Source organism: Breoghania corrubedonensis, assembly GCF_003053845.1.
In the GTDB taxonomy this organism is placed as follows: Bacteria; Pseudomonadota; Alphaproteobacteria; order Rhizobiales; family Stappiaceae; genus Breoghania; species Breoghania corrubedonensis.
The window spans coordinates 24,825-49,283 of record NZ_QAYG01000010.1; the positions used below are offsets into that span (position 1 = coordinate 24,825).

The window sequence follows — 24,459 nt, forward strand, 5'->3', positions numbered from 1 at the left end:
CCTAATTCGTGGCCGACGCCGAAAAAATATGCGAATGCGACACCATCCCATCCGCAAGACGGTTGCGCCGCTGGAATTTTTGATGGGATTATACGCAAAGGCACCGGCTCGCATTTTTAGCGCGCCGACGTTCGACCGCGACGGTTTCGTCGTGGCAAGGCAACAAACCGTACCCAGAGGAAAACCATGCGTTTCATCATCCGCGCCGCCGCAGCAGCAGCGCTGACCTTCGCCGCAATTGCTACGGCCAATGCCGAAACGGTTCGCATCGGCACCGAAGGCGCCTATCCCCCGTTCAACAACCTGACGCCGGACGGCCAGCTGGTGGGCTTCGACATCGACATCGCCAAGGCTCTGTGCGACGAGATGAAGGTCGAGTGCGAGTTCGTGACCCAGGACTGGGACGGGCTGATCCCCGCGCTCGAGGCCAACAAGTTCGACGCCATCATCGCCTCCATGTCGATCACTGACGAGCGCAAAAAGAAGGTCGACTTCACCAACAAGTACTACAACACCCCGCCGGCCATTGCCGTGCCGAAGGATTCAGACATCAAGGGCGTAAGCCCTGAGGCCCTGGCCGGCAAGACCATCGGCGCGCAGTCCGCAACGACGCATGCCAACTTCGCCGAGGAGAAGTACCCGGATGCGGACGTGAAGGTCTATCCGACCGCGGATGAATACAAGCTCGACATTTCCAACGGCCGGCTCGACGCCGTCGTCGACGATGTGGTCGTGCTGAGCGACTGGGTGAAGAGCGAAGACGGCGCCTGCTGCAAGATCCTGGGCACGGTGAAGCCGGATGCGGCCATCTACGGCGAGGGCATCGGAATCGCACTGCGCAAGGGAGACGACGCGCTGCGCGAGAAGTTCAACAAGGCGATCGTGGCGATCCGCGCGAACGGCACCTACAAGAAGATCAACGACAAGTACTTCGAGTTCGACGTCTACGGCGATTGATCACTCTTCAGTTTTGTCACCCGGCGCGGAAGGACATCGATGTCCGCCGCGCCGGGTTCGCCGTTTTTGCCGGCGGGTTCCGCATCCGCCGGTCGAAGCATCCTTGCATGACGCAAGCCCAGGCCGACATATGGACCACGTCCTGACGCTGCTCTCCTTCGGCAAAGAAGGATGGGGCGACGAAATCGCCGCCGGCACACTTCTGACCATCGCCCTGGCGCTGGCGACATTGCCGCTCGGACTGTTGCAGGGATTCCTGCTGGCACTCGCCAAGAATTCCGATGATTCAAACCTCCAGCGCGCCGCCGACATCTACACCACGATCTTTCGGGGCCTGCCGGAACTGATGACGCTGTTTCTCATCTATTACGGCGTGCAGATCGGCCTGCAGGCGTTCATCGGCCTGTTCGTCGAAGGCGTCTATATCGAGATCAACAGCTTCCTGGCGGGCATGGTGGCTCTGGGGGTGGTGTTCTCCTCCTATTCCAGCGAGGTGTTCCTGTCCGCCTTCCGCGGCATTTCCCAGGGCCAGTACGAAGGGGGCTACGCGCTCGGCCTGTCGAGCTACCAGACCATGCGGCTCGTCATCCTGCCGCAACTCATCCGGCTTGCCCTGCCGGGCCTGTCGAACCTGTGGCTGGTGCTTTTGAAGGACACCGCGCTGGTTTCGGTGATCGGTCTTTCCGACCTGCTGCGCATGTCAGGTGTAGCCGCGCGCGTCTCCAAGGAGGCCTTTCTGTTCTTCGGGCTCGCCTGCCTGATCTACCTCGTCTTGTCGATGATCTCTTCCGCGGGACTTGCCCGCATCGACGCCTGGGCGCGCAAGGGGGACACGCGATGAGCCTCGGATCGGCAGCCGCCGAAGCCCCGCCCGCCCCCGTCAAGACAGCGCGCCCCTGGACCTTCACCCGGATCGCCGGCTACGCGTTGATGGGTTTCTGGATCGCGATGGGACTGGGGCTTGTCGCCTTTCTCGTAAGTTCCTTCGATCCGGAATTCATGGCGAAATACGGGGCCAAGTTCATAAAAGGGCTTATCGTCACCATCGAACTGGTGGGGTTATCTGTCGTTCTTGGAGCATTGGTCTCGCTGCCGGTGGCGATGGGGCGCCTGTCCAGCAACAAGATCATCGGCCGCATCGCCTATTCCTACGTCTATTTCTTCCGCGGCACGCCACTTCTGGCGCAGGTGTTCCTGTTCTATTACGGCGCGGGATCGTTCCGTCCGTTCCTGCAGGATATCGGGCTCTGGTGGCTGTTGCGTGACGCCTGGGGCTGCGCGCTGCTGACCTTCACGCTCAACACCTCTGCCTATCAGGCGGAAATCCTCGCCGGCGCGATCCGCAACGTGCCCGCAGGACAGATCGAGGCGGGCAAGACGCTGGGGCTCAAGCGCGGAGTGATCTTCTTCCGCATCGTGCTGCCGCAGGCACTGATCACAGCGCTGAGGCCCTATGGCAACGAGGTCATCCTCATGCTAAAGGGCTCGGCCATCGTCTCCATCGTCACGGTCTTCGATCTGATGGGCGAGACCCGGCGGATCTATTCGCGAACCTACGACTTCCAGGCCTATTTATGGGCGGCGATGCTCTACATCATCCTGGTGGAAGGGTTGCGCAGAGTGTGGGACAAGCTTGAGGCGCGCCTGACCCGGCACCTCAAGCGCTGAGGCCGGCGGTCGCACGTCAGGCGGACGCAGGGTATGGGGCCACACCCTAGAGCATATTCCAATCAGATTTACTCAATCCGATGGACAAGAATATGCTCAGGATTTTGATCTGAAGCGGTTTCTTGTCGACCAAGCGATTTCGCTTGGTCGGAACGCGCTCTAGACGATGTCGGCAAGTGTCTTTCCGTCGAAAACGTCCAGAAACGCGGAAAGCCCCTGATCGAAAAGCCTGGTCAGCTTGCACGTTTTCAAGGGGCATGCGGCGCAATCGAGCAACGTCAGGTTCTCCTGCCGGCGGATCAGTTGCCCGAGATTGATCTGCGTCGGCGAACAGGCCAGCCGCAGCCCTCCCTTCTTGCCCGGCACCGCCTTCACCAGTCCGGCGCCAGACAAGCTCTGCGCCACCTTCTTCAGGTGCTGCGACGAGATGCCGTAGACTTCGGCCACCTCACCTATGGTCACGAGGCGATCGGGCTCCTGCGCCAGATACATCAGCAAACGCAGCGAAAAGTCCGTGAATTGCGTCACTTTCATGGTGCGACAGAGGTCTCCTGTCCTCTAAAACGGGCCTGTTGCGCCCGGTCTTCCTTTTCATATTAGCGCGAATTCGTCGCCGCCGTATGCCGATACGCCCGCTTGACACGTCCATCCACGCGGATCATGGTTCGAGCGACAAATGGGGTATTTAATATACTCCTTTTGGTCATCTCGAAACATCCCGTTATCAACCCACCCGTCAAGGGTAGGAACGGGAAAGGCATGCCCGCTTGCGGGCGCCCGGAGCGTTTCCGTTCTGACTGAACCGTCCGAGCGGCCGGAAACATGCTCAAGATCAAGATGTTGAGCATGGTCCTGTCGATCTGGTCCATTCAACCCGATCGGGATGAGCTCCAGAAATGGGGATCCAGGATGCTTTGTTATCAATGCGAACAAACCACGCCCGGCGGCGGGTGCTCCGACATCGGCGTCTGCGGCAAGGAACCTGACGTCGCAGACCTTCAGGATCTGCTGATAGACGCCGCCCAGCGCCTTGCCCGATCGCTTTCGACGGTTCCGGCCGAACAAAGGCCGCAAGGGGCGTCGGCGCAGCTTGAGAATGCGCTGTTCACCACCGTCACCAACGTCAATTTCGACGCGGAAAGTATCGAGGCGCTGATTGTTGCGGTCGACACCATGACCGATCCTGCCAATCCGGAGGCCAGCGGAGCCTCTCGTGAAGAGCGCCTGACCAACGCCTACAAGGTCGGGATCTCCGCCCGCCGCGCCCGTCAGGGCGAGAACGTGACCGGCCTGCAGGATCTGCTGCTCTTCGGCCTGAAAGGAATGGCGGCCTACGCCCATCATGCGCGCCGCCTTGGCCGGACAGACCCGGTTGTCGACGCGTTCATGATCGAAGCCCTGGCGAAGCTGGCCGAGGGGTTGAGCGATCCCGATGCGCTGATCGCACTCAACCTGAAATGTGGCGAAGTCACTGTCGCTGTCCTCGCCCTGCTCGATGGAGCCAATACCGGCAGCTACGGCCATCCCGTGCCCACGGCTGTGCGCATGGGCCATGTTCCGGGCAAGGCAATTCTGGTTTCCGGCCATGACCTGAAGGACCTGAAGGCACTGCTGGAGCAGACCGAAGGCACCGGGATCAACATTTACACCCACGGCGAAATGCTGCCGGCGCACGGCTATCCCGAGCTCAACAAGTATCCCCATCTCGCAGGGCATTACGGCGGGGCCTGGATGCGCCAGCGTCGCGAGTTCGAGAATTTCCCCGGCCCCATCCTGATGACCACCAATTGCATTCAGCGGCCGGCGCCGACCTACGAGGATAGGATCTACACCTGCGGCCTCGTGGCGTTTCCCTTCGTGAAGCATGTCGAGGGAAGCGACTTCTCCGCGCTGCTCGAGGCGGCCAAGGCCACACCGGGCTTCACCGACGAGACGAACGCCGGCGACCATCTGGTCGGTTTCGGCCATAACGCAGTGTTGTCGGTTGCCGACACCATCATCGATGCGGTCAAGTCGGGAGCGCTGAAGAAATTCGTTCTCATCGGCGGCTGCGACGGCGTGAAATTCGACCGCAGCTATTACACCGACCTGGCGACATCCCTGCCGCAGGACTGGGCGATCCTGACACTGGGTTGCGGAAAGTTCCGCGTCATCGGCCATGACTACGGAAATATCGGCGGCCTGCCCCGTCTGCTCGACATGGGTCAGTGCAATGACGCCTTCTCCGCGGTCAAGGTGGCCATGGCGCTTGCCGATGCATTCGAGTGCTCCATCAATGACCTGCCGTTGCACCTGGTGCTGTCGTGGTACGAACAGAAGGCGATCTGCATCCTGCTCGCCCTGTTGCATCTGGGGGTGAAGAACATCCGGATCGGGCCCAGCCTGCCGGCGTTCATCACGCCGAGCGTGCTTCAGGTGCTGGTCGACACCTTCAACGTCATGCCCATCGACACAGTGGAAAATGACCTGAAGGCGATGCAGGCGGCCTGATCCGCCCCTCATCCGCCGCGAGCGGAACGGCACTCGATAGCGCCGCACTCGTGGAAACAGAAAGGCGCGTGAGGCAGGCCTCCCCACCTCACGCGCTCATTCCGCTCAGATCGCCCCGTCGTCTCAGGGGCTCATTCAATTTGCTCGGCCCCGCCTTGGCGGTCCGGTCCCACCTTCTTGAAACAAGGGGGCTGTCGCTACCCGGACGAAGCCATTAATACGCGTGACGTGGCGGTAACGGGGGCCGGATGCGCAGGCAAACCCGGGTTTTCTCTTTTCTAATCGGTCTCCACCGCCTATTCCTCAGATGAATTCCGCATTTCGGGAGCCACCATGAGCACAGATAAGAACATCGCCACCGTCCTTGCCCATGCGGGTGGAAGTCCCGACCCACGCACGGGTGCCGTCGTCCCCGGCATCGCTCCGGCCACCACCTTTGCGCGCGGCACGGACTATGCGCTGCCCAGCCCCGGCCACCTCTATTCGCGCGACGACAACGATCTCTATCGGCAGGCCGAAGCTTTGATCGCGCGCATGGAAGGGGCCGAAGAGACCCGCCTCTTCGCTTCCGGCATGGCGGCGATCGCAGCGGTTTTTCGCTCCGTCCCGCAAGGCGCGGCCGTCGTCGTCCAGTCGGGCATCTACTGGGGAACGACGGTGTGGGTTCGCAAGTTCTGCAAGCGCAACGCGCTTGCACTCGTGGAATGCGACACAAGCGATCCGGCCAGACTGTCGGAAACGCTCGAACAGGCCGCAGCCGATCTGGTGTTCATCGAAACCCCCTCGAACCCGACATTGAAGGTCACCGACATCGAGGCCGCAGCGAATGCCGCACATGAGGCGGGGGCAGTGCTGGTTGTCGATGCCACCGCGTCGACGCCGCTCGTCTGCCAGCCGATGAAATTCGGCGCGGACTTCGTCGTTCATTCCGCCACCAAGGCGCTGAATGGCCATTCCGATCTGCTCGCCGGCGTCGTCTCCGCCCGCGACGCCTCTTCGGAGCGTTGGCGTCTGATCGCTGAGGAACGGCATGACGCGGGCGCCGTGCTGGGATCCTTCGAGGCGTGGTTGCTGCTGCGTGGCCTGCGCACGCTCTCACTTCGCGTCGAGCGGATGAACGCCAACGCGCTAGCCATCGCGCGCTTCCTGGCCGGCCACGACAAGGTGGAGCGGGTGCTCTATCCGGGACTTGAAACCCATCCGGGCCACGACATCGCCGTACGTCAGATGAGCGGCGGGTTCGGCTCGCTGGTCTCGGTGCTTGTCAAGGGCGGAGCTGAGGACGCGCTGGCCGCCGCCGGACGACTGCAGATCTTCCTGCGCGCGACGTCGCTGGGCGGGGTGGAAAGCCTCGTCGAGCACCGTTATTCGATCGAGGGCGATGCGACGGGCGTTCCAAAGAACCTGCTCAGGCTTTCGATCGGCATCGAGCATGCCGACGACCTGATCGCGGATCTGGACCAGGCACTTTCGCTCTGAAACGACCTTCCGTTCGGGCACCGTCTTCGATTAGGCTTGCGATCGACGCAGGGCGCGCGTCGGCACGCTCATTGCTTTCAACGAAATCCGTGGGGGAAACGTAACATGGCGAATGTCGCATTCATCGGTCTCGGCGTCATGGGATACCCGATGGCCGGCCACCTGAAGACGCGCGGCGGACATGATGTGACCGTCTACAACCGCACCGCGGAAAAGGCAGAGGCCTGGGTGAAGCAGTACGGCGGAGAGCGCGCGGCGACCCCTGCGGCGGCGGCGGCGGGCTGCGATTTCGTGTTCTGCTGCGTCGGCAATGACGACGACCTGCGATCCATCACGTTGGGACCCGACGGCGCTTTCAAGGGCATGAAGGAAGGCGCGATCTTCATCGACAACACGACCGCATCCGCCCATGTGGCGCGCGAACTTTACGACGCCGCGAAGGCCCAGGGATTTACCTTTCTCGACGCCCCCGTTTCCGGCGGTCAGGCAGGGGCGGAGAACGGCCAGCTTACCGTTATGGTAGGGGGCGATGCGGATGCTTTCGAGACGGCGCGGCCGGTCATCGACGCTTACGCCAAGATGGTCGGCCTGATGGGCGAGACGGGCGCCGGCCAGCTCACCAAGATGGTCAACCAGATCTGCATTGCAGGCCTCGTGCAGGGGCTGTCGGAGGCGATCCACTTCGCCGGCAAGGCGGATCTGGATGTGGAGAAAGTGATCGGCGTGATCTCCAAGGGCGCGGCGCAATCCTGGCAGATGGAAAACCGCTGGAAGTCGATGGCGGACGGAACGTTCGATTTCGGCTTCGCGGTGGACTGGATGCGCAAGGACCTCTCCATCTGTCTGGACGAGGCACGCGCCAACGGCGCCCGGCTGCCGGTGACGGCCGTCGTCGATCAGTTCTACGCCGAGGTACAGGCCATGGGCGGAAAGCGCTGGGATACATCCAGCCTGATCGCGCGACTGGAAAAGGGCGAGAAATAGACCGGGAGCACACGACAGGAACGGCCGGCGGGCCGTCTTGCGGGAGCCTTGACGGGGGCGGCCCGTCTCGAGGGATGGGCCGCTTATTCCACCCCCTGGGGCGATTTCTTGTCGATCAAACGGGTCCGTTTGACCGGAAAGCGTTCTAGTCCGCAGAGCCTGCCCGCTCCTTGCCGATGACGATGTAGTTCAGCGGCAACTCGCTGGTGTTCTTGATCTGCTCCATCGCGAAGGTGGTGGAGACGTCGGCAATATCGATCTTCGAGATCAGCTTCTTGTAGAAAACGTCATAGGCATCGATATCCGGCACCACCACGCGCAGCAGGTAATCCACCGAACCGGCCATACGGTAGAATTCGACGACCTCGGGAAACTCGCGGATCACGTCCGCGAACTTCCGCAACCAGTCGTCGGTATGCTGGTTTGTGGTGATGGAGACGAAGGCCGTGACCTTGGCGTTGACCTTGGGCGCGTCGAGAAGCGCGACGCGCTTGCGGATGACGCCGTCCTCCTCCAGCTTCTGGATGCGCCTCCAGCACGGCGTGGTGGACAACCCCACCCGACGGCCGATCTCGGCCACGGGAACGGTCGCATCGCTTTGCAGGATGGAGAGGATACGACGGTCGACCTTGTCTATCATTGTCAGACTTCCCTAGAATATTTTTCTACATATATCAACATTATCGATATCCAGCTTCCATCACGCATCCACATCCGTGGAATATTAGATTTTTCTTCTAAACTTGCGCACTGACACGCTTGTCCTTTTTGGATGCGAATGTCAATTCAATCTGCATCGTTTCACCGAGGAGCCCCCCATGCTGTCCCCCATCAAGAGCTTCGCCACAGCGATCGCGGCGGTTGCGATCTCCGCCACGGTGGCGCTGGCCGCGACACCCGCCCTCTCGCCACTGGTGACCACCGGATGGCTGAAGGATCATCTCGACGAAAAGAACCTTGTCATTCTGGATATCCGGCCGGCGACGGCGAAGGACAAGGCCGCCACCTATGGGGACGGTCACGTTCCCGGGGCGATCTCCGCGCCCTACCCCGGCGCCTGGCGCGCCAAGCGCGACGGTGTGCCAGCGCAGATGCCGAGCGTCGATGCACTCGAGGCCTACCTCTCCGGCATCGGCGTGACGAAGGACAAGACGGTGGTCGTGATCCCCAGCGGAGCATCGAGCTCCGACTTTTCCGCCGGCACTCGCGTCTACTGGACACTGAAGGAGCTGGGCCTCGACAATCTGGCCATACTCGACGGCGGCATCCGCGCCTGGAAAGCGGCGGGTCTTGAGCTTTCCACCGACAAGGTCGAACCCAAGGCGGCCAGTTTCAAGGCGGCTCCCGACCCGGACATCATCATCTCCACCGACGAGGTGGCCGGGGACCTCGGCACCAGGACGGTGCTGGTCGATGCGCGCCCCGAGGCCTTCTTCACCGGCGAGACGAAGCACAAGCTCGCTTCACGCCCTGGCCGCCTGCCCGGCGCCGTCAGCCTCGACCAGAATACCTTCTTCGACGCCGCTACCGGCAAGCTGAAGCCGAAGGCGGAGCTTTCCATGATCGCCTCCGCCAAGGTCGGCGATCCGGACGCCAATATCGTTTCCTACTGCAACACCGGCCATTGGGCATCCGCCGACTGGTTCGTGCTGCACGAGGTGCTCGGCTACGAGAACGTCAAGCTCTACGACGCATCGATGGTGGGCTGGACGATGGATCCGGGCCGCCCGGTGGACCTTGGCGCGCCGAACAAGGACTGACAGCGGTCTCGCACCGCGATCAACACAAGCCCTGGAGGCGGGACGGCGATTTTGTTCCGCAACCGGGGCTTTTCCTTTTGAGGAAGCCCGGATCGCTCGCTGTCTCTTATGCCGTCAGCCGCGCGACTTCCTCCCGCAGGACCGGAAGAAGTTCCGCCTCGAACCACGGATTGCGCCGCAGCCAGATGTTGTTGCGCCAGGAAGGATGCGGCAGCGGTAGCAGACGCGGCTGGCGCGCCTCCGCGAGGATCTGACGCCAGTCGGCCACCGTTTCCGACAAGGTGCGCCTGCGTTCGCGTCCCAGATGATAGGCCTGCGCATATTGCCCTATCGCCAGAACGAGTTCGACCTGCGGCAGGGCGGCGAACAGCCGGTCGTGCCAGTTGGCGGCGCATTCGCGCCGGGGCGGCAGGTCGCCGCCCTTGGCGTCCTGGCCGGGGAAACAGAACCCCATGGGAATGATCGCGAGACGGCTCTCGTCATAGAAGGTGTCGCGGTCGACACCCAGCCAATCGCGCAGCCTTTCGCCTGACGGATCGTCGAAAGGAAGGCCCGAGGCATGGACGCGGGTGCCGGGGGCCTGTCCGCAGATGCAAAGCCTGGCCGAGCGGCTTGCACGCACGACCGGACGCGGTTCGTGCGCAAGCGGGCGCGCCAACGGACGTTCCACGCAGATACGACAGGCGCGGATCTCGCTGAGAAGAGTGCCCAGGTCGGGCGCCGAAGCATCGTCTTTCATGGCCAAGGTCAAATCATGGAACACAGCGTGGCGGAGTGACAAGGCGAGGCCGCTCGTTGCGCGAGAACCACAGATCGCGGAGGCCTCACCTCGCGCGCCACGTCAGGCCTGCGCGCTCGGCCGCGCCTTCACCGCCTCGTACCACCGCGAAAGGTTCGGCAGGTCATCGGGTATCTCGATGCGCGATGGTTTGCAGAAATCGAGGGCGATCATTGCGGTGATATCGGCGATGGTAAAGCGCTCTCCGGCAATGTAGGCGCGGTTGGCCAGCTCCGCGTCCAGAAAACGCATCTGCTCGATGGCCCGGGGCCGGTTCGCCTCCCCCCATTCGGCGACCTGAGGAACTTCCATCTCCTTCATCGCGGGATGCAGATGGCGGAAGACGAAGGCGACCGGCAGCAACAAGGTGAGTTCCATGCGTCGCTGCCACATCTCCACCATCGCCTTGTCGATGGCGTTGATGCCCATCAGCGGCGGCTCGGGATGTGTTTCCTCGATATAGCGACAGATGGCCACGGTTTCGGAAATCAGCGTTCCGTCATCAAGTTCCAGAACCGGCACCCGCTGGTAGGGGTTGATCGCGGTGAAAGCATCGCTCTTTTGCTCAAGCTTGCCGATATCGACCTGCTCCAACGCCAAATCGATGCCCTTCTCGGCCAGGAACACCCGAACACGGCGCGGGTTTGGCGCGCGACCGCTGTCATACAGTTTCATCCTTGAGAACCCTCCCCCAATCGTTGTTTGCAACGCAGTCGAGCATGACGGGCAGGCTGCGGCAAGCCCCCGCCACACCGCCTGCGGGCCCTCACGGATTTACCAAGAATGGCGAATTTGGTTGCCAATTAACCACTCCGTTGAATCTGTTCTTAAGGAATTATGGCGACAATCTGTTAAGTCACAGCCCGCCCTGCCCGGCGCCGCCGCTCCAAGGAAAGCGGCGGCGACAGGGTTTCGGCGCCGCGAAACTCGAGCCCCGCACGCGTGCCCATGCAAGCCGACAGCACCGCATCGACCGCTGAAAAAACCGCGCTGAACAGCCAGCGCGCAGGCCGCCGGCGCGCCGTCTCGCGCACGGTCCGGTCGGTGCGCGAGCAACTTGGCAGTTCGTCCGGCATGCGGGCGGACTTCGACTACGAGCTGACGCTCATCTATGCCAAGACGCGCATCTCCGCGACATTCGCACTGCCGGCCTTCACCCTGATCATTGCCGGCATCTGCTACTACTGGATCGGTGCGGCGACCATCATCTCCTGGGTGAGTTCGGTCATTCTCGCCCACCTGCTGCTTCTGTCGATGTCGCACCGCTTCGAGAAGGCGCCCATAAGCGGCATCGACCTGAAGCGCTGGCGGCGAAATTTCATGATGGGCGATTTCCTGCAAGGATTCGCCTGGGCCGCTATCATGCTGTTGCAGGCGGACCGGACCGTCGAGAATTTCGAGGTCTTCCAGTTCGCCACCGTGCTCGTCATCATCGCGATGATGACGATGCTGTCGTCGAACATTCCCGGCGCGCTTTATGCCGCGACACTGCCGGTGACAATCGCGCTTGCCTACGTGTTCCTTCAACGCCAGGAGCCCGTCTACTACGCCATGGCGGCGATGGGGCTCGGCGCGCAGGTTTTCTTCGCCATCCTCGGCCACCGCATGTTCTCCTCCAACGTGATGATGCTGGAGTACCGCGCGCAGAAGGACGAGCTCATCATCGAGCTGGAACAGGCCAAGGCGGTGAGCGATGACAGCCGACGGCGGGCGGAGGAGGCGAACCTCGCCAAATCACGGTTCCTGGCAACCATGAGTCATGAACTGAGGACCCCGCTGAACGCCATTCTCGGCTTTTCGGAAGTCCTGAAAAATGAGGTTCTTGGGCCGCTGGAAAACAAGACCTACAGGGAATATGCCGGCGACATCCATACCTCCGGCCAGCACCTCTTGAACCTCATCAACGAGATACTGGACCTGTCGCGCATCGAGGCGGGCCGCTACGAGCTGAACGAGGAGGCGATCACGCTCCCGCATCTGGTGGACGACTGCATCCACCTGATGAAGCTCAGGGCCAAGAACAAGGGCCTCACCATCCGCGAACAGTTCCAGGAGGGATTGCCGAAACTCTGGGCGGACGAACGCGCCATCCGGCAGGTGGTGCTGAACCTGATCTCCAACGCGGTGAAGTTCACGCCGTCGGGCGGCGAGGTGTCGGTGAAGGCGGGGTGGACCGCCGGCGGCGGCCAGTATGTGAGCGTGCGCGACAACGGCCCCGGCATTCCCGAAGACGAAATTCCGCTGGTGCTGCAGGCATTCGGCCAGGGTTCGCTGGCGATCAAGAGCGCGGAACAGGGCACGGGCCTCGGCCTGCCGATCGTTCAGGCGCTGATGAACATGCACGGCGGCAAGCTGGAATTGCGCTCGAAGCTGCGCGAGGGCACCGAGGTCATCATCACCTTCCCGCGTTCGCGCGTCATGGAAGAGATGCCGGCGCTTGAACCCACGCACCGGCCTTCGATGAAGAAGGCGTCCTGACGCTTACCCCTTCCAGGGCGCGAACGCCCTCGCGGGCGTCCGGCCAGATTTCGCGGACAACGCGTTTGCGGAAACGCACCCGCGCCTATTCGCTGACGCTTACACCGGCATCGGCGAACGTCGCCATGCCGTCATGGGTCTGGGCGGCCGCCTTGACGATCCCCATGGCCATGGCCGCGCCTGTTCCCTCGCCCAGTCGCATGCCGAGATCGAGCAGCGGGCGCTTGCCCATTATCTCAAGCGCGCGGCGATGGGCCGGTTCGGCGGAAACATGGCCGAACAGGCAATGGTCGAGCGCGCCAGGATCCATCGCGTAGAGGATGGCGGCGGCCGATGTCGCGACATACCCGTCGACAATGACGGGAACGCGCTGCATCCGGCCGGCGAGGATCGCTCCGGCCATGGCCGCGATCTCACGCCCGCCGAGCCGGCGCAGCACTTCCAGCGGATCCTTCAGCGCGCCCTTGTTGCGCGCCACGGCCTTGGCGATGACCTCGGCCTTGCGTGCGACACCTTCCGCATTGAGTCCGGTGCCGGGGCCGACCCAGTCCCTCGCCTCGCCGCCGAACAGGCCGTGCATGATGGCCGCCGCTATGGTGGTGTTGCCAATGCCCATCTCGCCGATCGCCAACAGATCGATGCCGCCGGCAACCGCCTCCATGCCATAGGCGATCGTGGCCGCGCAGGTCTTCTCGTCCATGGCATCTTCGATGGTGATGTCGCCGGTGGGCAGTTCCAGCGCCAGCTCGAAGACCTTTAGGCCTAGATCGTAGGCGATGCAGATCTGGTTGATCGCGGCGCCGCCGGCCGCGAAATTGGCGACCATCTGATGGGTCACCTCACGCGGAAAAGGGGCAATGCCCTGGTCGGTGACGCCGTGGTTGCCGGCAAAGACCGCGACCAGCGGTCGAGTGACCTTCGGCCGTTGTGCCCCCTGCCAGGCGGCCAGCCACTCCACAATCTCCTCCATGCGGCCGAGAGAGCCGGCCGGTTTCGTCAGATGGGCCTCGCGCTCGCGCACGACCTTCACCGCCGCCGTATCGGGGCCGAGCATCTCCGGAATGAGATTGCGAATATCGTCAAAGGGCAGCCCCGTGGGGGTTTGCGGCATGGGAAGTCTCCGGATCAGGTGGAATGTTTGGCGGTAGCGACCGGTGCGATCTATAAACGGCACATAACCAAATACAAGCCGGGTTTCCGGCACCGCAAAAGCGCGACAACGTTCACTGCCGGCCACCAACGGCAAGGCACAACGGGCGCGAACCGTTGCCATCCGCTCGGCCGCGGATGAGGGAAAGGCGTATCATGACAAGCGACGAGCAGCGGCAACACGACGCGGGAGAACGAACGAGGGCGACGTCGTGGCTGGCGGACCTGGGATGCTGCCTCAGGTTTTTCTCGCGGGTGCCAGTCCCCCCTCTTGCCTCCGACGACGATCCGGCAGCCCCGCCGAATCTGAGCCATGCGGTGCGTTGCCTCCCGCTGGCGGGATTCGCTCTGGGTTTACCCGCCGCGACCGTGCTGCTGATTCTCGGTCAAACGGCGCTCCCCTCCCTTCTGCTCGCCGCCTTCGCCTTGACGGCGCTCGCCGCCACGACAGGCGCCCTGCACGAGGACGGTTTTGCCGATGTCGCGGACGGTTTCTTCGGGGGGGCGACACGCGAACGACGGCTGGAGATCATGGCCGACAGCCGTATCGGAACATTTGGCGGACTGGCGCTCATCCTGCTTCAGATCTCTCTCGCAGCCGGCCTTGCCGCGATCATCGTGCGGCAGGGCCTTGATGCCGCGGCGATGGTGATCGTGTGCGGGGCGGCGGTGAGCCGGGCGGCCGCGTTATGGCCGTGGACGCTGCTCGATGCCGCGCGTCCGGGAGGGCTGTCCCACCGCTTCGGCGCGCCGTCGCTTTCCACCGCACGCCTTGCCACGGGAATCGCCGTGCTCATCAACGTGGGGCTGACCTTCAACGGCGGCTTTTCCCACTGGCTGATCACCCTGGCGGGCGCGGGTATCGGCGCCTTCGGTGTCGGAGCTCTCGCCAAAGCCCGCATCGGCGGACATACCGGTGATGTCATTGGCGCCGCGCAACAGGCCGCCTGGCTTGGATATGTGGCAGCCTATCTGATGCTGCCATGAACATTTCATTGGCGGGGTAACCGTTTCACCGCATGAATGTCGCAGGATTTCGGCTATCATGGTCTCAACTGCCCTGCTCGGCGCCGCCATTCGGTGCCAAGTGCCTCCCGGCTGCCCTTCCCCGGGCCGTCTTGTGTGTGAAGAGCGAATGAACACCATCCGACACCTTGCCGAGCCTGCCGGAACGTTGCGGCGCGTTTGCGCCATGATACTCGTTTGCGCGCTCGTTGCCGGCTGCTCCACCCGGCCGGGCCCCGGTAGCCTGGAAACCTCCACGGCAGCGGAGCAGGGCGCGGAGAACCACACGATCCTGATCGCCACCACCCGTGAGCGGTCGGACAAACCCGCCACCTATTTCAACGGCGAACGCGCGACACATCCCAATTATGCGATCGCCACGGTTTCCGTGCCGCCGACGCACAAGCCGGGAAAAATCGAATGGCCAAGCCGGCCGCCAGGCGATCCCGCAACGGATTTCACGTTACGCGGCGCCGCGTACATAAAGGACCGGGCCGCGTTCAAGTCCGCTCTCAATTCGGAACTCGCCAAGCGCAAACCCGCGGACAGGGAGGCGTTCGTTTTCGTCCACGGGTACAACACACGCTTTGCCGAGGCTCTCTATCGCTTTACCCAGGTCGTCCACGATTCCCGGGCACCCGTGGTGCCGGTGCTGTTCACCTGGGCCTCACGCGGCTCGGTAACCGACTATGTCTACGACATGAACAGCGCCCAGATCGCCCGAGACGCACTGGAGCAGACGCTTCGTGACATCGCCGCCACCGGTGTGAAACGGATCAACATCCTGGCTCATTCGATGGGTTCCTATCTGCTGGTAGAGACACTACGCCAGATCTCCATTTCCAAGAACCCGATCAATCAGGACCGTTTCGGCATCATTGCGCTCGCCGCGCCCGATATCGATATCGACCTATTCAAGCAACAGCTCAAGCGCGCCGGAAAGCCGGACAAGCCCTTCCTGATACTCGTCTCGAAGGACGACCGGGCGCTCAAGGCGTCCAGCCTGCTGGCCGGCGGCAAGCAGCGTGTGGGCCGTTACGGGAATACCGAGGAACTGGCCTCGCTCGGCGCCATCGTCATCGACCTCACCAAGCTCAGCGGCGAGAACGCCGCCAATCATGACAAGTTCGCTCAGATCGCCCGGATCGCACCGGAACTCCGCGACACCTTGCTGAATGCCAGGCTAGGGGAGAACGTTGGAGCTCCCTCGCCAACGGGGGGGCGGCTCGGGGATATCATCGGCCGCGGCGCGAACATCGTGCTGACGGTACCGAAGACGATCCTGAACGCACCGATCAGCGTTCTTGCCGGCCAGTGACGCGGGCCGCGTCTTGTCTCGCCATTGGACATCCTTATTTTGAAGTGACGGTATGCGTCGGCTGACGTCGTGCCTCCTGGTCCGAGCGGGCCGCGATATCACAGATATGGATACAGATGAGCCTGCGAGCCGCGATCAAGAGTCCGTGCGTGAACGTCTGCGTGATTGATGAGCCATCCGGGCTTTGCACGGGTTGCGGTCGCACGCTCGACGAAATCGCCGGTTGGAGCCATCTGAGCGACAAGAGCCGCGCGGCCGTGATGGAAGAGTTGGGCGCGCGGCTTCGCAACCTTCAAGGTGACATGCGATGACCAACCGACCGGGACGGTTCCTGCGCGGCCTCGCCCTGATCGTGCTGGCCGTCATCATAGCCGGGGCGGCGATTCACTTCCTGGGCTTGTGGAACGACAGCGCGCCGGCCGAGGTCGATTTCGATCGCACCGGGCCAGCCTTCGTCAAGCTCGCGCTGATCGGTCTCGTGCTGGCTGCCAGCCTCATTTTCGCTCGCCCGCGCGTAGGCGAAGTGCTGAGCGCCATGATCTTCTGGGGTGGGCTCGCGCTCATTCTCGTCGCGGGTTACTCCATGCGCTACGAGCTGGAAACGATGGGGCGCAACATGCTGGCCTCGCTGGTGCCAGGAATGGCCGTGGAACGCGGCGATGGTACCGTGGCGCTGGCGCGCGACCGCTCGGGACACTACGTGCTGGACGCAAGAGTGGACGGAGCTCCCGTGCGTTTCCTGGTCGATACAGGGGCGAGCGTGGTGACCCTGACGGCCGAGGACGCGCGCGCGGCCGGAATCGATCTGGACAAACTGCACTTCGGCGCCGTCGTCTCCACGGCCAACGGGCGCGCGCAGGTGGCCCCCGTTCGGCTTTCGCGTGTGTCGATCGCCGGCGCGACGCTCACGAACCTGCGTGCTTTCGTCGCCCGCGACGGCGCGCTCGACACCAGTCTCTTTGGCATGAACGCGCTCGACCGGTTTTCATCGTGGCGCGTCGAAGGGCGCCGGATGATCCTGACACCGTAAGGGGCTCGGTCCCCCGTTCCGGTGGCGAGGGCTGCTTAGCCCCACAGGCTCCAGGCGAAGCGTGCGGCGACGATCAACAAAAAGATGCCGAAGCTTATTTCCATGGCGCGCTTGGACAGAGCATGGGCAACGCGCACGCCAAACGGCGCGCAGAAGATCGTGACCGGGATGACCAATATGACGCCAAGCATATTGATATAGCCAAGCGAGAACGGCGGAAGATTGGCCTCGCCCCAGCCAGCCCAGATCAGGCCGATGACCGCCGGAACGGAAATGAGGATACCAACGCCCGAAGAGGTGGCGACTGCCTGATGGATGGGCCGGCCGAAGAGCGTCATGAACGTGTTGTTCATGACGCCGCCGCCAACCCCCATCAGGGTGGAGAAGAAGCCGATCACGAACCCGAAGATCGCCCGCGTGGGGTTGGCCGGAATGTCATTGCCGAACCGCCAGCTATCCCGGTTGAACAGCATTCGCAGACCGATGAGGACAGCGACGCCCGCAAAGATCCCCTTCAGTTCGGCACCAGACACATAGGCCGCAACGAACGTGGCAACGATCGCCCCGATTGGTACGGGGATGGCCCAGTCCTTCAGGAACTTCAGATCCACAGCGCCACGCGCCTTGTGCGCCAGGAACGAACGGATGGACGTGGGCACGACGATGCCAAGCGACGTCGCAACCGAAACGTGCATGCAGACGGACGGATCGACGCCGAGAATGGAGAGGAACTGATACAGAATGGGTACCAGCACGGCGCCTCCCCCGATCCCGAAGACGCCAGCAAGAAAGCCGGCGATTGCTCCCGAGGCGAGCAGGGCCAGGACGAGGCTCGCGAGATAGCCCCAATCAGCAGTGAGTTCCATGGGAAATCCTTCGTGGAACGTCGTATAGAAGACGTTGCGCCCCAATCGCGCGAGCGCGCATGACGTAAGGATAATTACGGACGGGCACAGGCGAATGCAACGTCCTGTCTGTCGCGCATCTGTGCGTCCGTGTCCAGTGGCTCGCCGCCCAGTTCCTCCAGCGCCATGCGAATAACCTCGACACCGGCTCCCGGCTTGACGGCTTCGCTCGACAGGATGCGACGCCATTTCCGCGCGCCGGGAACCCCTTGAAACAGCCCGAGAATATGCCGCGTGACATGGGAAAGCCGGGCCCCGCGAGCAAGTTCGCCCTCGATATAGGGCAAGAGAGTTTCAACCGCGGCGAGAAGGTCGCGCGGCTCGCCCTCTTCGCCATAAAGGCGCGTGTCTACCGCTGCGAGAATACCGGGATCGTGATAGGCAGCACGGCCCAGCATCACGCCGTCGACATGGGCCAGATGCGCTTCTGCCTCATCAAGGTTGGCGATACCGCCATTGATGCCGATCCAGACCTGCGGCAGGCGCCGCTTCAGACGATAGACACGCTCGTAGTCGAGCGGCGGAACATCCCGGTTTTCCTTCGGACTAAGGCCCTTCAACCATGCCTTGCGGGCATGCACCCAAAGTGCATCCGTGCCGGCGGCAACGACCGCGTCGGCCACCCGGTCGAGTCCCAGTTCGGGATCCTGATCGTCCACACCGATACGACATTTCACGGTGACCGGAATGGAAACGGTCGCCTTCATCGCGGCCACGCAGTCGGCGACAAGATCCGGCTCCAGCATCAGGCAAGCGCCGATGCGACCCGACTGCACCCGGTCGGAAGGGCAGCCGACATTGAGATTGACCTCGTCATAGCCCCAGTCCTCGACGATGCGCGCGGCGCGGGCGAGATCGTCGGGGTCGGATCCGCCGAGCTGGCAGGCAAGCGGCTTTTCGATCTCGGAGAACCCCAGCAATCGTTCGCGGTCGCCATGCAGGACGGCGCCTGTCGTCACCATCTCCGTGTAGAGCAGCGCGCGCCGGGTCAAAAGACGATGAAAGACCCGGCAATGACGGTCCGTCCAGTCCATCATCGGCGCGACGGCGAAGCGATTACTGTCTTCGTACATTTACGTATACTTCCTGAACAACATCGAGACCGGGCCGATCGACACTGTCTGAATTTGCACTATGTGACTCATTCGTTTCGATTTTTCAAAGTACTACTACAACCGCTTTTCGACACCCCATACCCACGAACTGGAGATGCCGGAAAGCTCGAGCGCCAGGCGGCCGCTTGGGGATCAAGCCGGACATCGACAGCCCGGTGACCGAAAAACAATTGTGAACCACGATTTCTGACGGATCGACAACCTGAAGAAACGCGGCCGCGTGCTTTTTGCCCAACCGGAAGCATTGCCACGACGACATGGGCACGTTCAAACCGTTCGCAATAGGCATCGCCTTGGGCAAGAATCTGGTGCAGCAGCCGGCGCCCTTTCACACCTTGCCGTTGCGGCGCGTTTCGGAGAGCATCTTGTGCCCGATTTCGAGAACGGCCCGCTGGAACCGGCCCGTGCGGACTGGTGGCCAAGCTTTTGAGCCCCGTTCCTGTACCACACCCAAACGTGCCACGACCCGACGCCGTTACGCGCCCTTGCCGATTTCATCAGGCCGCAAGTTGCCCCCCAATTCGGCATGTCTCACTCGCAGGCAGTCCGCAGCCACAAGTTATCGAACGGCGACACATATCGTCGCCTGCTGATAATTATATTTGCATTTGTGTCGTTAAGACTGCCGATATTGCATTATTTGTAAAATCCGATCTTGTGTTTCGCTTTAAAATTGCGTTTAAGAGGCCTCCAACCTCAGCCCCTCCTCCCGACAGGCTGCTTCGATGAGGTTTTCCAAGACCCTCTTCGAAAGAACTGTTTTTTCTCTGATGCGCAAAGGCGGCGTGCTTTTTGCGTTCGGATACTTTCGGACCTGACCGATGACCATCGCCGACACAACCTACGCCCCGCCCGTCAACCGCGCGAGCCAAATACTCGCCGCGAGCATGGTCGGAACCACGATCGAATTCTTCGACTTCTACATCTACGCAACAGCCGCCGTGCTGGTGTTTCCGCATCTTTTCTTCCCCGAGAGCGACCCCACGAGTGCGTTGCTGCAATCCTTCGCAACCTTCTCGATCGCCTTTTTCGCACGCCCGATCGGCGCGGCGATCTTCGGCCATTTCGGTGACCGCATCGGCCGCAAGGCGACACTGGTGGCGGCTCTCATGACGATGGGCATTTCCACGGTCGCGATCGGCGCGCTGCCGACCTATGCCTCCATCGGCGTGTGGGCGCCGCTGCTGTTGGCGCTGTGCAGGCTCGGCCAGGGTCTGGGGCTCGGCGGAGAATGGGGCGGTGCGGTGCTGCTTGCGACAGAGCACGCGCCCAAGGGCAAGAAGTCGTGGTTTGGCATGTTCCCGCAGCTCGGCGCGCCCGTCGGCTTCATTTTCGCCAGCGGCATCTTTCTGGCGCTGACGGAATTCATGACCAACGAACAGTTCTTTGCCTATGGTTGGCGGATTCCGTTCCTGGCGAGCGCCGTGCTCGTCATCTTCGGCCTGTTTGTTCGCCTGAAGATCACCGAGACACCGGAATTCGCCCGCGCAATCGAGCGCGCGGAGCGGGTTGCGGTGCCGGTCGTCGACCTGTTCCGCTCCCACAAGCTGGCGTTGCTGCTGGGCACCATGGCGGCGCTCGCCACCTTCGTGCTGTTCTACCTGATGACGGTCTTCTCGCTGGGCTGGGGCACGCATCATCTGGGCTATTCGCGTGAAGAATTCCTGATCCTTCAGATGATCGGCGTCATCTTCTTCGCCGTGTTCATACCGATCGCCGGCCGGCTGTGCGACCGCTATGGCGTGCGCAAGATCATGTTGATCGTCACCGCGATCATCGCAGCGTTCTCATTCACGATCGCACCGCTGTTTGCCGGTGGCACGGCCGGCGTGGTTACCATGCTTGTGCTGGGCTTCGCCGCCATGGGGCTCACCTACGGCCCGTTGGGCACCGCGCTCTCGCTGCCGTTCCCGACCGCCGTTCGCTATACTGGGTCCTCGTTGACGTTCAATATCGCCGGCATCTTCGGTGCCTCGCTCGCGCCCTATATCGCAACCTGGCTCGCCTCCACCTATGGCTTCCAGGCGGTGGGCTACTATCTCGCGATCAGCGCGGCGATCACCTTTGTCGGTTTCCTGTTCATTCCGGCAGCCGGCGAGAAGTGATCCGCCCGCCTTCGGCGGCGCGAACAGACCATCTCGCAAATCCGGGCGCGCGACGTTATCGTCGCGCGCCCTTTGCGTTTCTTTCCCACGTCATCCGAGTCCCCGCCATGCCGCTCTACTCTCCTCACGCCTATGACCGCACGCGCCCGCTCGGCAGCTATTGGGAGACAACGGTCGAACCGGAGGCGCGCAACGACAGCGCGCTGGAAGGCGACGCACAGGCCGATTTCGCGATCGTCGGAGGCGGGTTCACCGGTCTCAACGCCGCCCTCCGGCTCGCGACCCGGCACAGCGCCGACGTGGCGCTTCTTGAGGCGGGAGACATCGGATGGGGCGCTTCGGGCAGAAACGGCGGCTTTTGCTGCGTCGGCGGCTCGAAGCGGTCGCTGACCGATCTCGTCAGACACTATGGCCACGATGAGACAGCCCGTTTTCTTGATTTCCAGGCGCAGGCGATTGAACATGTCCGCGATCTTCTCGCCACCCATGGCGTCGACGCCGATACGCATTCCGACGGCGAGCTGAGCCTTGCCTACAGGGAAAAGGCGGTGCGCGGGCTTCAGGAGGAAGCAGCGCAATTGCGTAGCACCTTCGGTATAGAGCTGAAGATCCACTCGCGCGCTGAACTGGCGGAGATGGGCGTCGCCGGCCCGGAGTTCTTCGGCGGAGCGACGCTTGATCGCGGCTTTGCGCTCAATCCCCTGAAATACGCCAAGGGTCTTGCAAGGGCCGCCCGCGATGCGGGAGCAAAGCTCTACCGCCGCTCCGCTGTCACCTCCATTTGCCGGGAGAATGGCGGATGGCGACTGGACACTGCCCACGGCCGGCTTTTCGCCCGCCGTCTCGTCATGGCGACCAACGGCTATCTGGAGGAAGGGCGTGCCGGCACGCCGTTCAAGGCGCTCGAGGGCCGCCTCCTGCCCGTACTTTCCTCCGTTTTGGTGACACGACCGCTCACGGCGGACGAACTTGCGGCGCAGGGCTGGACCTCGCACCAGATGGCCTATGACACACGCCGGCTGCTGCACTATTTCCGGCTGATGCCGGACGGCCGCTTTCTCTTCGGCATGCGCGGCGGCACCAACACCACACCTCGCTGCGACGTGAAGACACGGCGGGAGATCCTGGCCGATTTCCACCGCATGTTTCCCGCCTGGCGGGACGTGGAGGTGACGCATGTCTGGTCGGGCTTCGTGTGCATGTCGGCCAACCTCAACCCTTATGTCGGCCCGCTCGACACTGCGCCTGACGCCTTCGCGGCCCTTGCCTATCACGGCAACGGCGTGGCGATGGGCTCGCGGTGCGGGGTGGCAGTGGCGGACATGGCGGCAGGTGCGACAACGCCTGCGGACCTGCCTGCGGTCATACGCGGTCCACTGAAGCGCTTCCCCTTCCCGACCCTGCGCAAGGCCTATCTGAAAGCGGCCTATCGGTGGTATGCACTGTGCGACGAGGTATTTTGAGGGGGCGGAGAGCCGAACGTTGATCCGCGATCGAGCACGCGACACCAGGAGGCAGCCCCACAATGCGAGGCCTCCCAGCCGAGACTGCTGCGCATTGACCCGGCATTCCGCGCTTCCCATTTGACAAGCGCACGCCTTTTGCGCCAAGGACGGCGCGTTGCGTGTTTGGCGCTGCAAAGCATCCTGAAAAGACCATCATGATCGATCCTGTCTCCCGCAGGCGTACATTCGCCATCATTTCGCACCCGGACGCCGGTAAAACGACGCTGACGGAAAAGCTGCTGCTGTTCGGCGGTGCGATCCAGCTCGCCGGCGAGGTGAAGGCCAAGCGCAACCGCCGCGCGACCCGGTCCGACTGGATGAATATCGAGGCCGAACGCGGCATCTCGGTGATGACCTCGGTCATGACGTTCGAGTATGCCGACTGCGTCTTCAACCTCCTGGACACGCCCGGCCACGAGGACTTTTCGGAAGACACCTATCGCACGCTGTCCGCCGTCGACAGTGCGATCATGGTCATCGACGCGGCCAAAGGCATCGAGGCGCGCACGCTGAAGCTGTTCGAGGTCTGCCGGCTGCGCGACATCCCGATCGTCACCTTCATCAACAAGCTGGACCGCGAGAGCCGCGACCCGTTCGAGCTGCTCGACGAAATCGAGAACACGCTCGCGCTCGACCTCGCCCCCGTCACATGGCCGATCGGTCGTGGCCGGTCGTTCGCCGGCACCTATGACCTGAGAGCCAACACCATCCGCGAACTGGACGAACAGACAGAAGGCACGCCGGTTTCAGGCGCGCAGGACGAGAAGGTCGGGGCACTGCTGCCCGATGGCGATCGCGAGCAGATGCTCGAGGAACTGGAACTCGCGCAGGTCGGCTGCAAGCCGTTCGACCTTCAGGGCTTTCGCGAAGGCCACCTGTCGCCGGTGCTGTGGGGATCGGCGCTGCGCAATTTCGGCGTGCGCGACCTGATCAACCTTCTGGCAGAGATCGCCCCCACCCCGCGTGGCCAGCCTTCGGATGCCCGTTTCATCGAGCCGCACGAGCCGAAGATGTCCGGCTTCGTTTTCAAGATCCAGGCGAACATGGACCCCAACCACCGCGACCGCATCGCCTTCATGCGTGTGGTTTCGGGCAAGCTCACGCGCGGCATGAAGGCGCGTCTGTCGCGCACCGGCAAGATGATCCCCCTGCACACGCCGCAGTTCTTCTTCGCCCAGGACCGTTCGCTCGCCGAAGAGGCCTATGCGGGCGACGTGGTCGGCATCCCGAACCACGGCACGCTTCGTATCGGCGACACGCTGACCGAGGGCGAGGCCATCGTCTTCCGCGGCGTGCCGAGCTTCGCCCCGGAAATCCTGCGCCGCGTCTCGCTGAAGGACGCGATGAAGGCGAAGAAGATGAAGGAGGCGCTGCAGCAGCTTGCAGAAGAAGGCGTGGTGCAGGTGTTTACCCCGCATGACGGCTCACCGGCGCTGGTCGGCGTCGTGGGCGCGCTGCAGCTCGACGTGCTGGTGGAACGCATGAAGACCGAATACGGCCTGCCCATCGCCTTCGAGCCGGCCCGCTTCGAGGCGTGTCGCTGGGTCAATTCCGACGACCACGCCACGCTCGACAAGTTCATGGAAAAGAACCGCGGCTCCATGGCCGCAGATCTGGACGGCTCGCCGGTCTTCATGGCGACGAGCGCATTCATGCTGAACTACGAGAAGGACCGCAACCCGGATATCCGCTTCACCGACGTGAAGGACTATCAGAAGGAACTGGCGGCGTAA

22 protein-coding genes are annotated in these 24,459 nt (G+C 62.8%); 15 read left to right on the forward strand and 7 right to left on the reverse strand.

Going from position 1 to position 24,459, the window contains the following annotated elements; all coding sequences use genetic code 11:
• Positions 1-186 precede the first annotated feature (186 nt).
• From C8N35_RS19640 to C8N35_RS19650, 3 genes are all read left to right on the forward strand, one after another.
• A complete protein-coding gene (locus C8N35_RS19640; protein WP_107991437.1) occupies positions 187-957 on the forward strand; it encodes an ABC transporter substrate-binding protein in 771 nt (256 codons plus the stop codon).
• A gap of 130 nt (positions 958-1,087) precedes the next feature.
• Entirely contained in the window at positions 1,088-1,798 is a 711-nt protein-coding gene (locus tag C8N35_RS19645) for an ABC transporter permease (protein WP_107991438.1), read from the forward strand.
• On the forward strand, positions 1,795-2,625 hold the full coding sequence (locus C8N35_RS19650; RefSeq protein ID WP_107991439.1) for an ABC transporter permease: 831 nt from the start codon (positions 1,795-1,797) through the stop codon (positions 2,623-2,625). The genes C8N35_RS19645 and C8N35_RS19650 overlap by 4 nt, the downstream gene beginning before the upstream one ends.
• 159 nt (positions 2,626-2,784) lie before the next feature.
• On the opposite strand, the gene C8N35_RS19655 is transcribed toward C8N35_RS19650, so the two are convergent.
• Positions 2,785-3,159, reverse strand: a complete 375-nt coding sequence (locus C8N35_RS19655; protein ID WP_107991440.1) for an RrF2 family transcriptional regulator — start codon at positions 3,157-3,159, stop codon at positions 2,785-2,787.
• 375 nt (positions 3,160-3,534) lie between these two features.
• Between C8N35_RS19655 and hcp the strand changes: the two genes are divergently transcribed.
• The 3 genes from hcp (at position 3,535) to C8N35_RS19670 (ending at position 7,578) form a co-directional block, all read left to right on the forward strand.
• Positions 3,535-5,115, forward strand: coding sequence for a hydroxylamine reductase (gene hcp, locus C8N35_RS19660; RefSeq protein ID WP_107991564.1), 1,581 nt, complete (start codon positions 3,535-3,537; stop codon positions 5,113-5,115).
• Positions 5,116-5,448: 333 nt separating this feature from the next.
• Positions 5,449-6,594, forward strand: coding sequence for a trans-sulfuration enzyme family protein (locus C8N35_RS19665; RefSeq protein WP_107991441.1), 1,146 nt, complete (start codon positions 5,449-5,451; stop codon positions 6,592-6,594).
• Positions 6,595-6,699: 105 nt separating this feature from the next.
• On the forward strand, positions 6,700-7,578 hold the full coding sequence (locus tag C8N35_RS19670; protein WP_107991442.1) for an NAD(P)-dependent oxidoreductase: 879 nt from the start codon (positions 6,700-6,702) through the stop codon (positions 7,576-7,578).
• A 145-nt stretch (positions 7,579-7,723) separates the two neighbouring features.
• Here C8N35_RS19670 and C8N35_RS19675 read toward each other — a convergent pair whose 3' ends face one another.
• Positions 7,724-8,218 carry an Lrp/AsnC family transcriptional regulator gene (locus C8N35_RS19675; protein ID WP_107991443.1) on the reverse strand — a complete coding sequence of 165 codons (495 nt, stop codon included), beginning with the start codon at positions 8,216-8,218 and terminating at the stop codon, positions 7,724-7,726.
• A 178-nt stretch (positions 8,219-8,396) separates the two neighbouring features.
• On the opposite strand from C8N35_RS19675, the gene C8N35_RS19680 reads away from it, so the two are divergent.
• Positions 8,397-9,338 (forward strand): sulfurtransferase, encoded by a 942-nt coding sequence (locus C8N35_RS19680; RefSeq protein WP_107991444.1) that lies wholly within the window; start codon positions 8,397-8,399, stop codon positions 9,336-9,338.
• Positions 9,339-9,444: 106 nt separating this feature from the next.
• Here C8N35_RS19680 and C8N35_RS19685 read toward each other — a convergent pair whose 3' ends face one another.
• Together C8N35_RS19685 and C8N35_RS19690 are read right to left on the reverse strand one after the other, a co-directional pair.
• A complete protein-coding gene (locus C8N35_RS19685) occupies positions 9,445-10,077 on the reverse strand; it encodes a uracil-DNA glycosylase family protein (RefSeq protein ID WP_107991565.1) in 633 nt (210 codons plus the stop codon).
• A 102-nt stretch (positions 10,078-10,179) separates the two neighbouring features.
• Complete coding sequence (locus C8N35_RS19690; RefSeq protein WP_107991445.1) at positions 10,180-10,791, reverse strand: glutathione S-transferase family protein; 612 nt, start codon at positions 10,789-10,791, stop codon at positions 10,180-10,182.
• Between the two features lie 273 nt (positions 10,792-11,064).
• Here C8N35_RS19690 and C8N35_RS24410 point away from each other — a divergent pair, with 273 nt between their 5' ends.
• A complete protein-coding gene (locus tag C8N35_RS24410; protein ID WP_107991446.1) occupies positions 11,065-12,594 on the forward strand; it encodes an ATP-binding protein in 1,530 nt (509 codons plus the stop codon).
• Between the two features lie 85 nt (positions 12,595-12,679).
• Here the strand turns inward: C8N35_RS24410 and cobT are convergent, their stop codons facing one another.
• A complete protein-coding gene (cobT, locus tag C8N35_RS19700; protein ID WP_107991447.1) occupies positions 12,680-13,705 on the reverse strand; it encodes a nicotinate-nucleotide--dimethylbenzimidazole phosphoribosyltransferase in 1,026 nt (341 codons plus the stop codon).
• A gap of 194 nt (positions 13,706-13,899) precedes the next feature.
• Between cobT and C8N35_RS19705 the strand changes: the two genes are divergently transcribed.
• The 4 genes from C8N35_RS19705 (at position 13,900) to C8N35_RS19720 (ending at position 17,096) form a co-directional block, all read left to right on the forward strand.
• Positions 13,900-14,730 carry an adenosylcobinamide-GDP ribazoletransferase gene (locus tag C8N35_RS19705; protein ID WP_107991448.1) on the forward strand — a complete coding sequence of 277 codons (831 nt, stop codon included), beginning with the start codon at positions 13,900-13,902 and terminating at the stop codon, positions 14,728-14,730.
• Between the two features lie 148 nt (positions 14,731-14,878).
• Positions 14,879-16,066 carry an alpha/beta hydrolase gene (locus C8N35_RS19710; protein WP_107991449.1) on the forward strand — a complete coding sequence of 396 codons (1,188 nt, stop codon included), beginning with the start codon at positions 14,879-14,881 and terminating at the stop codon, positions 16,064-16,066.
• A 116-nt stretch (positions 16,067-16,182) separates the two neighbouring features.
• Positions 16,183-16,377, forward strand: a complete 195-nt coding sequence (locus tag C8N35_RS19715) for a DUF1289 domain-containing protein (RefSeq protein WP_107991450.1) — start codon at positions 16,183-16,185, stop codon at positions 16,375-16,377.
• Positions 16,374-17,096 (forward strand): retropepsin-like aspartic protease family protein, encoded by a 723-nt coding sequence (locus tag C8N35_RS19720; RefSeq protein ID WP_107991451.1) that lies wholly within the window; start codon positions 16,374-16,376, stop codon positions 17,094-17,096. The genes C8N35_RS19715 and C8N35_RS19720 overlap by 4 nt, the downstream gene beginning before the upstream one ends.
• A gap of 35 nt (positions 17,097-17,131) precedes the next feature.
• Here the strand turns inward: C8N35_RS19720 and C8N35_RS19725 are convergent, their stop codons facing one another.
• Both C8N35_RS19725 and dusA read right to left on the reverse strand, forming a co-directional pair.
• Positions 17,132-17,962: a sulfite exporter TauE/SafE family protein gene (locus tag C8N35_RS19725; RefSeq protein WP_107991452.1), complete on the reverse strand. Its 831-nt coding sequence runs from the start codon at positions 17,960-17,962 to the stop codon at positions 17,132-17,134.
• A gap of 74 nt (positions 17,963-18,036) precedes the next feature.
• Positions 18,037-19,074, reverse strand: coding sequence for a tRNA dihydrouridine(20/20a) synthase DusA (gene dusA, locus C8N35_RS19730; RefSeq protein ID WP_107991453.1), 1,038 nt, complete (start codon positions 19,072-19,074; stop codon positions 18,037-18,039).
• An 863-nt stretch (positions 19,075-19,937) separates the two neighbouring features.
• Here dusA and C8N35_RS19735 point away from each other — a divergent pair.
• The 3 genes from C8N35_RS19735 (at position 19,938) to C8N35_RS19745 (ending at position 24,459) form a co-directional block, all read left to right on the forward strand.
• Complete coding sequence (locus C8N35_RS19735; RefSeq protein ID WP_210203618.1) at positions 19,938-21,221, forward strand: MFS transporter; 1,284 nt, start codon at positions 19,938-19,940, stop codon at positions 21,219-21,221.
• Between the two features lie 107 nt (positions 21,222-21,328).
• Positions 21,329-22,684: an NAD(P)/FAD-dependent oxidoreductase gene (locus tag C8N35_RS19740; protein WP_107991454.1), complete on the forward strand. Its 1,356-nt coding sequence runs from the start codon at positions 21,329-21,331 to the stop codon at positions 22,682-22,684.
• Positions 22,685-22,881: 197 nt separating this feature from the next.
• Positions 22,882-24,459 carry a peptide chain release factor 3 gene (locus C8N35_RS19745; RefSeq protein ID WP_107991455.1) on the forward strand — a complete coding sequence of 526 codons (1,578 nt, stop codon included), beginning with the start codon at positions 22,882-22,884 and terminating at the stop codon, positions 24,457-24,459.